Origin of the sequence: Providencia sp., from assembly GCF_003533305.1 — a bacterium.
Taxonomy (GTDB): Bacteria; Pseudomonadota; Gammaproteobacteria; order Enterobacterales; family Enterobacteriaceae; genus Providencia.
Map to the genome: position 1 here is coordinate 25247 of NZ_DOEH01000010.1, position 12268 is coordinate 37514.

At 38.7% G+C, this 12268-nt stretch carries 13 protein-coding genes; 3 read left to right on the plus strand and 10 right to left on the minus strand.

All coding sequences use genetic code 11. From position 1 onward, the window contains the following. Window positions 1-941 precede the first annotated feature (941 nt). The 3 genes from DD649_RS04200 to DD649_RS04210 all read left to right on the plus strand — a co-directional run bounded on the left by DD649_RS04200 (window position 942) and on the right by DD649_RS04210 (window position 4860). Window positions 942-2360, plus strand: coding sequence for an FAD-dependent oxidoreductase (locus DD649_RS04200; protein WP_294103949.1), 1419 nt, complete (start codon window positions 942-944; stop codon window positions 2358-2360). 163 nt (window positions 2361-2523) lie between these two features. Then, window positions 2524-3024, plus strand: coding sequence for a RidA family protein (locus tag DD649_RS04205; protein ID WP_294103950.1), 501 nt, complete (start codon window positions 2524-2526; stop codon window positions 3022-3024). A 369-nt stretch (window positions 3025-3393) separates the two neighbouring features. Then, entirely contained in the window at window positions 3394-4860 is a 1467-nt protein-coding gene (locus DD649_RS04210; RefSeq protein WP_336429215.1) for a hypothetical protein, read from the plus strand. A gap of 127 nt (window positions 4861-4987) precedes the next feature. Here DD649_RS04210 and DD649_RS04215 read toward each other — a convergent pair whose 3' ends face one another. The 10 genes from DD649_RS04215 to DD649_RS04260 all read right to left on the minus strand — a co-directional run bounded on the left by DD649_RS04215 (window position 4988) and on the right by DD649_RS04260 (window position 12260). After that, window positions 4988-5746: an ATP-binding cassette domain-containing protein gene (locus tag DD649_RS04215; protein WP_294103952.1), complete on the minus strand. Its 759-nt coding sequence runs from the start codon at window positions 5744-5746 to the stop codon at window positions 4988-4990. Between the two features lies 1 nt (window position 5747). Beyond that, entirely contained in the window at window positions 5748-6731 is a 984-nt protein-coding gene (locus DD649_RS04220; RefSeq protein ID WP_294103953.1) for an iron chelate uptake ABC transporter family permease subunit, read from the minus strand. Next, entirely contained in the window at window positions 6718-7680 is a 963-nt protein-coding gene (locus DD649_RS04225; RefSeq protein WP_294103954.1) for an ABC transporter permease, read from the minus strand. The genes DD649_RS04220 and DD649_RS04225 overlap by 14 nt, the downstream gene beginning before the upstream one ends. A gap of 3 nt (window positions 7681-7683) precedes the next feature. Continuing rightward, on the minus strand, window positions 7684-8652 hold the full coding sequence (locus DD649_RS04230) for a siderophore ABC transporter substrate-binding protein (protein WP_294103955.1): 969 nt from the start codon (window positions 8650-8652) through the stop codon (window positions 7684-7686). Between the two features lie 330 nt (window positions 8653-8982). Beyond that, window positions 8983-9252: a helix-turn-helix transcriptional regulator gene (locus DD649_RS04235; protein ID WP_336429222.1), complete on the minus strand. Its 270-nt coding sequence runs from the start codon at window positions 9250-9252 to the stop codon at window positions 8983-8985. Window positions 9253-9266: 14 nt separating this feature from the next. After that, entirely contained in the window at window positions 9267-10091 is an 825-nt protein-coding gene (locus DD649_RS04240; RefSeq protein WP_294103957.1) for an adhesin, read from the minus strand. A gap of 19 nt (window positions 10092-10110) precedes the next feature. Next, entirely contained in the window at window positions 10111-10641 is a 531-nt protein-coding gene (locus tag DD649_RS04245) for a fimbrial protein (RefSeq protein WP_294103959.1), read from the minus strand. After that, window positions 10641-11129: a fimbrial protein gene (locus tag DD649_RS04250; RefSeq protein WP_294103961.1), complete on the minus strand. Its 489-nt coding sequence runs from the start codon at window positions 11127-11129 to the stop codon at window positions 10641-10643. The genes DD649_RS04245 and DD649_RS04250 overlap by 1 nt, the downstream gene beginning before the upstream one ends. A gap of 11 nt (window positions 11130-11140) precedes the next feature. Further along, a complete protein-coding gene (locus DD649_RS04255; protein WP_294103963.1) occupies window positions 11141-11686 on the minus strand; it encodes a fimbrial protein in 546 nt (181 codons plus the stop codon). Further along, complete coding sequence (locus DD649_RS04260) at window positions 11679-12260, minus strand: fimbrial protein (RefSeq protein WP_336429227.1); 582 nt, start codon at window positions 12258-12260, stop codon at window positions 11679-11681. Before DD649_RS04260 ends, DD649_RS04255 begins: the two co-directional genes overlap by 8 nt. Window positions 12261-12268: the final 8 nt, after the last annotated feature.

Consider the following 12268-nt stretch of genomic DNA (forward strand, 5'->3'; position numbering starts at 1 on the left):
TGCTCAATTAATCATCTTTAATGATTTACATTATTAATGTTAAATAAAATTTTCGACTTAACGATTAATACATTTAAAATATAACCCCACATTAAACCCAAGGATTAAATTGAGCATTTATCATGCAAAATAGTCGTTTTAACAGAATCAATGACTCTTGATTTTATTGTTAAAAACCCATCAACACTAAGGATAAATAACCCTATCCTTTATATTTTTATTATTTAAATAACATTATCGATTCAGCTAATTATAAAAAACTCAAATTAACTACTACAATTCGCCTTTTTGTGCCATTTTTGACCACTATTTAATTTTCTCACTAATCCGCACTAAATAGAAAAATAAACAAATAGAATGATGGTAAGAACAGTGAACTAATATAGTAACAAAATAAATGAGGTTTATTATTTTAATCAAATAAAATCAATATGTTATTTATTTACCTTAAATTAAAACAGATAAATGCTCGTATTTTAAACAGTATTTTTACAGCTGAAGTATAATTTAAATTAAATGACTACTTACTCATCAATTTTCAATAAATAGCTTAATAATTTCTAAAATAACAAATTTAATTAACTATTCCTTCCTAAGTGACTTAATTTAAATTTAGCATATTCTTCTGAGGACAAATATTAGCCATCCTAATAAACTTAATGAAATATCAGCTGATACTTTGTCAAAAATAACACAAATAACTGTACACATTTAATTACAGTCGCAATTTAAAAAATATATTTACTTAATGAATGAAATTTCTTAATTGCCTGCAAACCCTTTACAGCACTGACCAAATCAATTTACTCAGACATTCATTTGACTCACTTTTATTAACAAATGCTAACCTCACTTAACAATTGCCAAATATATGATAATATAATAATCGCATTTTGAAATTATTTACTATATAAAAACTAAGATTATTATTGAGGTTATAGATGAAAATCTCGAGAAGAAAACTATTATTAGGGGTTGGTGCTGCTGGCGTATTAGCAGGGGGCGCTACAGTTATTCCAATGGTACGCAGAGAAGGTCGCTTTGAATCGACCCCATCTCGCTTACCAGCGGTAGCAGGAACAGAAGGTGCATTACCAAAAACAGCTGATGCAGTTGTTATTGGTGCGGGCCTCCAAGGGATAATGACTGCCATTAATCTTACCGAAAGAGGAATGAGCGTTGTTATCTGTGAAAAAGGCGTTGTCGGCGGTGAGCAATCAGGTCGTGCATATAGCCAAATAATTAGTTACAAAACAGCTCCAGCTATTTTTCCATTACACCACTATGGAAAAATTCAATGGACAGGAATGAATGAAAAAATCGGTGCTGATACAAGCTACCGTACTCAAGGTCGCGTAGAAGTCCCTTCTAGCGAAGAAGACCTTGAAATCTCTAAAGCGTGGATCAAAAACGCTGCGGAAAATCCAGGTTTCGATACACCATTACGTACCCGAATGATTGAAGGCGAAGAGCTAGCTAAACGCCTAGTGAACGCGCAAACGCCGTGGAAAATAGGTGGTTTTGAAGAGGATTCAGGTAGTCTTGACCCTGAAACTGTGACACCTGCGATGGCTAACTATGCAAAATCAATTGGTATTAAGATCTACACCAATTGTGCCGTTAGAGGCATCGAAACTGCGGGCGGCAAAATCTCTGATGTTGTGACTGAAAAAGGTTCAATCAAAACGTCAAACGTGGTGCTAGCAGGTGGTATCTGGTCTCGCCTGTTTATGGGTAATTTAGGTGTCGATGTACCGACACTGAATGTGTACCTGTCACAGCAACGTATTAGTGGCGTTGCAGGCGCACCAAAAGGCAACGTACATCTGCCAAACGGAATTCACTTCCGTGAACAAGCGGATGGGACTTATGCGGTTGCACCACGTATATTCACTAGCTCAGTCGTGAAAGATAGTTTCTTATTAGGCCCTAGATTCATGCACCTGCTGCAAGGTGGTGAGCTGCCATTAGAATTCTCTATCGGTAAAGATCTATTTAATTCCTTTATGATGGCAACTTCATGGAATTTAGACGAAAAAACACCATTCGAAGAATTCCGTACAGCAACAAACACACCAAACAATGAACATCTTGATGCGGTTCTTGAAAGATTGAGAAATGAATTCCCTGTCTTTAAAGAGTCTAAAGTTGTTGAACGTTGGGGTGGTACAGTTGCACCGACTGATGATGAAATTCCAATTATTTCAACAATCGAGCAATACCCAGGCCTCGTTATCAATACCGCAACAGGTTGGGGCATGACAGAAAGCCCAGCAGCAGGTCGATTAACAGCGGAATTGCTTATGGGTGAAAAACCGTTTATCGACCCTACGCCATACAAGCTTTCTCGTTTTAATTAATAAAATGACGCGGTTTTTACTGGGTTTCTGTTAAATTTTACAAGTAAACCATACGGCTACTCAAAATAATTCAAGTTGTCGCTAGTTGGTAAATAAAATCAGCAATGCGGCAGCTTGAAATATGAAGAGTAACACTTTGATAATGTTAAGGAGCTACATATATATGCGCTATAAAACTTTATTACTTTCTCTGCCTTTGATCTTAGGTGTAGCAAGTGCGAATGCAGCAGAAGATGTTAAACGCGTACCTGTAAAAGGATTTCCTATCTCTGAATCAGTAGAAATCAGCGCTAACAGCAACATCATTTTCCTAAGTGGAAAAGTGCCTTCAAAAATCACTAAAGATGCACCTGAAGGCGTTTTAGCGTCTTACGGTAATACCGAAGCACAAACAATCAACGTATTGAAACAAATTCAAGCAACCCTAGCAGATATGGGCTTGACGATGAATGACGTTGTTAAAATGCAAGTTTTCTTAGTCGGTGGCGACGAAACTAAAGGCGCAATGGACTTTGCTGGCTTTATGGCAGGTTACAACAAGTTCTATGAAGCTGAAAAAGTCACTAACCTACCGGCTCGCTCTACTTTCCAAGTCGCTAAACTGGCGAATCCAGCTTGGCGTGTAGAGATTGAAGTCACTGCTGTACGCACACCTAAAAAATAAGTTTTTAATGGGGGCCCAACTTGTTGAGCCTCCATTTTAGCTGTACAACTCAAAACGGTTCGCTTTATTAATTATTGATAGGATTTTTTATATTCAAGAATAAAGGTGCCGTTTTTTTTTCAATCTACGTTTATTCTTTATGCTTTTCGCGTCCTGCATTTAAAGCCTCAATGAAGGCTTCCAGCTCTCCCGATTATCGTTAACATACTCAAAATTAATTAACTTTACTGCACAAGTATTTCATTCGAAACTGATAGCCTTGCGCTTACTCGGTATACTGATAAAAGTTCATCAGTCAAATCATTATGTTTGATAGAATGCGCTTAATAAAAACTAAGTTAACAATAAGAAGAGAATAAAAGGAACGGTATGATTAAAGAGTCTCTCAGGGTCCACGGCAAAAGACAGTTTGAAATTAAACAAAAGGTCTTGTTTCCACGCAAATCTAAAGAGATCCGCTATCAGGTTGAAACCTTTTTCTTTCTGCCCTCTTCTTTGCAAATTAATCCTGACCTGTATACGGCATCGAGCTTTCAACGCAGTCTAAAAAACTATATCCGGCTACGCCCTCCAATCGTTAAAATATCCTCTTTATCCGCAGAAAATGGGCTATTAGATGAATTAAAGAAATGGATGGATAACCTAGATCCCCTGACACCACCATCATTAGACGAATATGAAAATCGCTTAAAACGCTATGCATTGACCTATAAAAGAACCATTCGTCTGAATATCAAAATGGTAAATCAAAATCAACAACGTCAATCTCCCGAATATATTACGGGTTTATTAACTGATATTGAAAACTGCCTCAATCACTATCGCGCACTTACGGCTCAAGCCAAACATATCGAAGAACTTATTCACTCTAATGCATTTTCTTATTGTGATGAATTCATGTCCTATTACACCATGAATTATCTACATACTTTATTAAGTGATAAACACATTCCTCTACGGGAAGAAATTAGACACTTTTGGTATCAAGAGCTACGTTACTTACAGAAACAGTATCCTGACAGTTTTCCTCATGATGAAACTGATGCGGAATTGGTTACCTACCGCCGGAGTTTATTAAAGAAATACATTAACCGTTATCTTTATTTAGAGATTCGACATAAACGTGGTGTACCATTATTACTGCATTCTATATATGGTATTGCAGCAGCTATTTCGATGATATTTGCCACCCTTATTGCCTTTCTCTGGCAAGGAAAATATGGTGCGCTAAGTGCAAACCTGTTTCTTGCTATGGTGGTTGGTTATATCTTTAAAGATCGTCTGAAAGAGATAGGAAGAGAGCAACTTTACCGTTTATTTCAAAGATGGATACCAGATCGTCAACTGCGTATTTATCGCGAAGGTGTCAAAGCGCCGGTCGGTGTCTGTAAAGAGTCATTTCGCTTTCTTAATGAAAATACACTTTCCCCAGATATTCGGGAAATGCGCCAAAAATCGCATTGGGTAAATCTCGTTAATGTTCAACGAGTAGAAGATATTTTGTATTACCGAAAAGATGTACTTTTACACAATCGCCCCACTGTATTTGAGCAAACACAATCATCAATTGTCGATATCACTCGCTTTAATATTTCTGATTTTTTGAAATATATCGACATTAGCTATGAAGAATTAACCGTGAACGATGATGAACCCGCCATCATAGGTGAGAAAGTTTACCATATTTATATTTGTCGACGCGTTACGATGAATAAAAAGACTTACAACGAGTTAGCCAGACTGGTCGTCAATGCAGATGGTGTTAAACGATTAGAAGTACTACAACCTTTACAGGTGCTCAATACCAGTGAAAATATTGAGATTCCACCTCAGTGATAAATTAGATTAGCATTTCATTGAATTTAAACTCTTTGAGTTTCAACGTCATTATTATCTCAACACTTCGTGCTATAGCAGAGCTGTCTTCAACACGGCGTAAGTAGCACGAAGTATGATAAGAATATTAATAATAAAGAGCAATATGTTGACCATCAATCTCTTTAATATCAACTGGCGTATCAAATATATCTTCAATAATTTCTGATTTCATTATCTCTGCCGGAGAGCCGTGATATGACAGTTTTCCGGCGCTCAATGCGACAATATAATCTGAATAAACCGAGGCAAAATTGATATCGTGGATCACCAATATAATGGTTTTTCCGAGTTCATCAGCAGCACGACGTAATAACTTCATCATAATAACCGCATGCTTCATATCAAGATTATTCAGAGGTTCATCAAGTAATACATACTCAGTATCTTGGCAAAGTACCATTGCCACATAAGCACGTTGACGCTGCCCACCGGATAATTCATCTAAATAGCGGTAACGCAAATCAGATAAATTCAAAAAAGAGAGTGACTCATCAATTTTTTGTTTATCTTCAAGATTTAAACGACCTTTGGTGTAAGGGTAACGCCCAAAACCAACAAGTTCTTCAACAGTTAATCGACTCGCGAATTGATTCTCTTGACGCAAAACAGATAAACAAGTTGCGAGTTTATCACTTGGTGTCGTTGAGACATCTAAGTCGTTGACTTTGACATAGCCCCCTTCATCAGCTGTTAATAAGCGGCCAATAATAGACAATAATGTCGATTTACCTGCGCCATTAGGTCCGATGATCGAGGTAATACCGCTATTTTTAATTGTTGTTGTGACGTTATCTAAGACTTTAGTATCCTGATAACTTTTCGATATCTGACTAATTTCAATCATACTAAAACCTTCTTAACACCATATAAATAAAGAATATTCCACCAACAAACTCAATGACAACAGATAAGGTTCCTGCCATATTAAGTCCGTATTCAAGCACCAATTGCCCACCGACTAGTGCAATAATGCCTAATAGGAAAGAAACTGGCAGCAAGTAACGGTGTTGGCTGCTACCACTGATAAAGTATGCAAGATTCGCCACCATCAAGCCTAAAAATGTCAATGGCCCAACTAAGGCTGTGGAAATCGCCACTAAAATAGAGATCAATAATAAAATTACCGTAACTTGTTGTCGGTAATTAATCCCTAAATTAACGGCATTTGCCTGCCCAAGACCAATAACATCAAAGCAATAGCGCATCCGCCATAATAAAAGCCCCACCACGACGGTGATTAGCAGTGTAAACAAAATTAGCTCAGGAGTGCCTTTGGTAAAGGTGGCAAACATACGGCCTTGTAAAATGGAGAACTCATTTGGGTCCATTAAGCGCTGTAAAAGTGTGGCAACACTGCGAAATAAGGTACCCAAAATGATACCAACCATTAGCACTAGGTTGATGTTCATTTTTACCGAAACAAATAACCAGCGGTAGAGTAATACAGAGAACAAAACCAGTAATGTCGATTCCAGTAGGAACTTACCGATATTCAACATCCATGACGCTGGAAAGCTATCGGTATAAAAAATAAAAATGGTCTGCAATAAGATAAATAATGCCTCGAGCCCCATAATTGACGGGGTGAGTATCTTATTATTCGCAATCGTTTGAAAAAGGACAGTGGACACGCCAGAAGCAAAAGCGACCACAATCATCGTCAGCACAATATAACCGCGATGCGGTAGGATATAAGCTAAGTTATTACCAAGATTGATCGTCATATAAAATATGATGGCAACTATTGATAGTGCCAACAAAATCCATATTCGCTGTAACGGAGTCACGCCTTTTTTAACTAACGCTATTGATGAATTAACTTTTTGCATAACGTTGCTGCTTCAACAGTAAATATAAGAAAATAACGGCGCCTACAGCACCTAAAATCACACTGGCAGGAATTTCAAATGGGTAACGGATCAAGCGTCCAATGATATCGCAGAGCAAGACTAACCCGCCTCCAGCCAGACAAATCCATGGGATAGTTTTGCGAATATTATCACCCATGATAAGACTAACGAGGTTGGGTATGATTAACCCAAGGAAAGGTAAAGCCCCAACGACAACCACCACTACACCACTAATTAGCGCAATGATAGATAAGCCGATTGTCATAACTTTGCGATAATTTAGCCCAACATTAATCGAAAATTCACGTCCCATACCTGCAACCGTAAAGCTATCGGCAATCCAACATGCTACTAAGGTCAAGATGCCAACTAACCATAATAATTCATATCTCCCCTGTAGAATGCTGGAAAAATCACCGCTCATCCAAGCACCTAAAGATTGTAATAAATCAAAATAGTAAGCCGTAAATATGGTTAATGCGCTAATCACCGCACCTAACATGATCCCTACAAGAGGCACAATTAAAGCGGATTTTAAGATAACGCGACGCAATAGAATCATAAACAGCATCGTACCAAGTAGAGCAAATCCACTGGCAACAACCATTTTAGTCATGATCCCTGCGGCTGGAAATAACACCATAACCACCAGCAAACCTAAACTGGCTGATTGAGTGGTACCGGCAAGAGAAGGTTCAACAAAGCGATTTTGGGTGAGAAGTTGCATGATAAGCCCAGCAACACTCATGGCGCTACCAGCTAAAATCAAGGATACAGTTCTAGGAATTCGGCTAATAAAAAAGATGTCTTGCATCTCAGGATCGGTAAAAAGCGAAACGGGTGATACATCACCCGCCCCAATAAATAAGCTTAATACCGCCAATACTAATAACGCGATAATTCCACATAAAAAATAAAGCGATTTCATGGGTTAATTTGACTTGTTCTTCTCTAATGCGTTATTCACATCATCCATTAATTTGGAATAAGTTTGGATACCACCAGCAATATAAACCGCAGATGAATCAAGGTAAGCTATTTGACCTTTATTCCATGCTGCTGTTTTTCTCACTAATGCATTATCAAGAACTTCAGCCGCAGGCTGTGCATCAGAACGCGCAATTGCACTATCACGGTCAATAACAAACAACCAATCAGGGTTTAATTTAACCAGAAGCTCTGCATTCACGATGTTACCGTGTCTACCGGTATCTTCTTCAAAAACATAGGCTGGCTCGAAACCAAGCTCATCAAAAATAAAGCCAAAACGTGAACCTGGACCATAAGCCGAGATTTTGCCGCCACTGATCAAAATCACCATGGCTTTGCCTTGAGTTGGGGCTTTAGTTTTGATATCTGCAATTTTGCCTTTGAAGTCTGTGATCAATTTATCGGCTTCTTTTTCTTTACCGAAAATCAGACCAAGTTCAGTTGTGCGTTCCGTTAGGCTATCAATAAAACGTTTATTATCAATATCCATCGAAATAGTTGGTGCAACACCACTAAGTTTATCATATGAATCACGAGCACGGCTTCCACCTAAAATTAAATCCGGTTTTGCATTACTCAGGGTTTCATAAGCAGGTTCAAAAAGTGTGCCGCCGTTAATATAGTCGGCGCTATTATATTTAGCTAAAAACTCAGGAAAACGAACGTTAGTTTGAGGAACACCGGCAACTGGGGCACCAAGTGCATCCATGATATCCAGCGTTTCCATATTCATGACGATAACTTTTTGAGGATGGCGAGGAATTTCTGTTTTACCTTGAGCGTGCTCAACAGTGATAACTTGTTTCTCAGCAGCTTGGGAAGTCTCTGTTGTTTCTTTTGAATTATCACAACCGGCTAAAACTAAAACCGATAATAAGGCTATTCCTGAAACTAATGATTTTGCAAACATCTAATTTCCTCCATCTTTATTTAAAAGTACTGACAATAAAAAGACTCGTAACTTGAAGATGGCCGTATCTTACACGTCATTAAGCACAAATGATATTAGTTTGCATTTGCATTTAATGAATAAATGTAAGAAACCACGAATGGGTCAATTAAAACATGGAATAACGTTTTTTATTCGTGTGATTAATTCGATATAAAACAAATGAAAGGGGGTATAGCGAAGCCTTTGATTACCATAAAAATAAATAGGTTGAGTTTTCTACCATGCCGGACTATTTATTATTTTTCGTCACTGTGTAAGAAAAATGGCTGTATCTCAACCTATTTATCATCAAATATTCCCTAAATTTCCATCATTGGATATTTGGGAACTAATATCTTCTAGAAACCAATCAATAGGCGTCTTCATTAAAAAAGAGAGCTTAAATAAGTGGAATAGATCAATTTTGATCTTTCCCCTCTCATAACGCGATATTTGCTGTTGGCTTACACCGAGCAATTGCGCTAATTGAAAGCCGGTATAACCCAGCTCACGCCTCTTCTCTAAGATCCTTTGACCTACCATATAATGGATTTTTTCACTGCCGTTTTCTGAGTACATGTCTTCACCATTGATTAAGGCATCGTTAAAATTAAAGAAGCAGATCCACTAAACGGACCAGGAGCAACTCGACCATTAACATCTAATCTTGCTTTAAGCTGAACAGAATTCGTTCCATTTTTGGGGATTGATAACTTTATTCCGCTTTCGCCCGGAATATCGCTACTTCCTAACAACAACCTTGCGTTCAAACTATCATCACTACGTAATTTAACTCGACCGTTATTCATACCAGAAGCAATCAGCAATACATCCATCGCTAAATTACAAGTCACACTGACCGTCACATCTTTCGTTGCATTGGGTAAACTCGCCTCATCAACTGGACCAAAATCAATCACAAGGCTCGTATTTTCGATTTTGCAAGCACCAACCGGTGGTGGCGCTATTCCGCACAATGAGCCGGGAAGCATTCTGCCTACCTCAGTAAAAGAACTTCCATCTGTTGGTTGAAAAAATAACCCTACACATTCTTGGTTTTGATTCAAAGCCACGCCATTGTGTATCGTTGTTTTACTCAAAGGTAGGGGATTCTTCGCTAAGAATTTGGCCCTAACTTCTTTCATAGTTTTGAGTCCTGTAACATTGACACCGACACCACTGAGCCCTTGGCCCGGCGTGCCCGCTATAGTATGTTTATGATTTATCGTGACATAACATGGGTTATAGGTGCACTGATTTAATACGTCATCTGGATAATCATCCCAGCGCTCAATCGTAAACCAATATGTCGCATTGGATGGAGTCCCATCAGAAGCCGTAATATAAGAGAAAATCGATGCAGAGGCACCAAACGATGTCATCATTGCCCCGACGAATAAATATAAAAACCATTTCATATAATTTATAGCCTTTTGGTTATTCGTAATCTAATTTAAACGTAGCCACGGCATTAAATGGGCCTCGTTTAATATTCATATTACTGATTGCATCAGGTTCACCTTTGATGAACGCTTTAAAATTCAGTAAGGTGGAGCCGTCTTGTAATGCGATTTTTGTGCCTTCCTGCTCAATCGGCAAATGTGTTCCATCCTCATATTCAATACCAATAGCAAAACCTGAAGCCGTACTGGTATTTGCAATGGCAAGATGACCCGGTAAGGCCATATTAGGAGTCCCCGAGAAAGTTACTTTTAACGATTTACCAATGCTGGTATCGCACTCAGAAAGCTTAATACCAAAATCCTGACTAACCGTACGACCATAGGCATACAAGTTTTTATCTGGTGTCGGCCCAAAAGTTAACGTAACTTTTTCATCACCCGGTTTAATCGTACAAGGCTCTTCAACTAAGGTGCCGTGTAAATATAAATTATTCGGGATCGCCAGCGCGCAACTTCCATAGGGCAAAAATATTACCGCAATAGCTAATTTAGTAAGTTTGTTCATTACTGGTACTCCGCTAATAGGGTTGCCGTCACTGAAAAGGCCCCTTCTGGCAAAGTCGTACCCAGCTTTTTGACTGGCACTGCCTTCAATACAGGGGGATTGGCGTAAGTGATTTTAATTGGTTTATCAATATCAAACGCTTTTCCATCTTGAGTAATTCGGATACCCAAATTCGTGATGTTGGTTTGCAATGTTGCATCATCAATAGTGCTTTTAGGGCCCTTTAACGAGAGCATTAGCTCCCACCCCTTATTGTTCGGCTCACAATGCAAATCATAACCAATTTCTTGGGTGTAATTGATGCCATCAACCTTATGCAGCCCAACGTTATTACCAAAAGAAATATCAATTACGTTATCATTTTCAATGGTACAAGGCGGTGGAACCAATAACGTCCCTTGTAACTTTAAGTTGTTTGCCAATGACATACTGATGGGTATCAGTAATAAGCCAATTAACAGTGGGAATCTTTTAATTATTTTATTCATTTTTATTCTCCTTACTGATAATCGAGCATAATGGTTGCGACGGCTTCAAAAGGACCGCCCTGTAGGGTTTTCGTCAAATCTCTCACAGGCACAACATAAAATTGAGGGGCATTTGGATACGTAAATTTAACTTTCTCATTGAGATTAAGTTTTTGATTATTATATCGAAGTGCAATTCCTAATCCTTCGATATTGGTCTCTAAAGATTTAGTATCAAATAACGCCCCATTCCCCTTCACTGACATAGTCATGGCTTGCGTCGGCATTTTTTCACAAGAAATTCCATAGTTAACTTTTTGCTCATAAGCTGAACCGTCAATACGGGTACTCATCACTTCGCCAAAATTAACCACAATTAGATTGTCGTTATTCACCTTGCAAGGTGGTGGTGCAAGAACAACTCCTTTAATTTCAACATAGACAATCCCCGGCGTTGCACGTGTCCCCGATTGCGGCAAAATACGAGACTCCGGTAATCCTGCATAAGATGCTGACGTGAATAAAATCCCAGCAAGGCATGAGGCTAATAAATGTCGTCGCTTATTTAAATCAGTCATAGTCCACCTTAAAGTCCATTACTGCGCTGAAACTTCCTTCTGTCAGTTTTTCGGGGGTTCGAACAGGCGTCACAAAATAAGTCAGTGATCCATTTGGCGAATCAAGTAACTGAGGGCGACCTCGGCTTCCTAATCGAATATCTTCTCTTTGTTCATCCGTGATTTCTAAAGCCACTCCTGATACACCGTTAACAGTCAGCATTTCAGGAAAATGCTTATCACCAACCGCAACAAAAGAAACCGTCACTATCGGTTGCATCGCATCCCAAGTAGGCGAATCAGTTCTAAAATCAGTCACCTTACTTTGCGTTCTAATACAGTTCAAAAATTCCAATCTAAAGGGGATAGATTTCGCTCTATCACCCGGTTTACGTAATAAATATGACGGTATTTCGCCTAACGAAACAACCTGACGCGCTGAAGTGGCTACATTCATGCCGCAAGGTGCTTCCGTCATTTCACCGTAAACCGTTAATTGTCCATGTAAGGCATCGACCTCCCAGCTACTGATACCAGATGCCAACACTGGGGCGAGACTGAATATAATGGCGCTGAACAGGAGAGTCCTTTTCATGCTTTTTC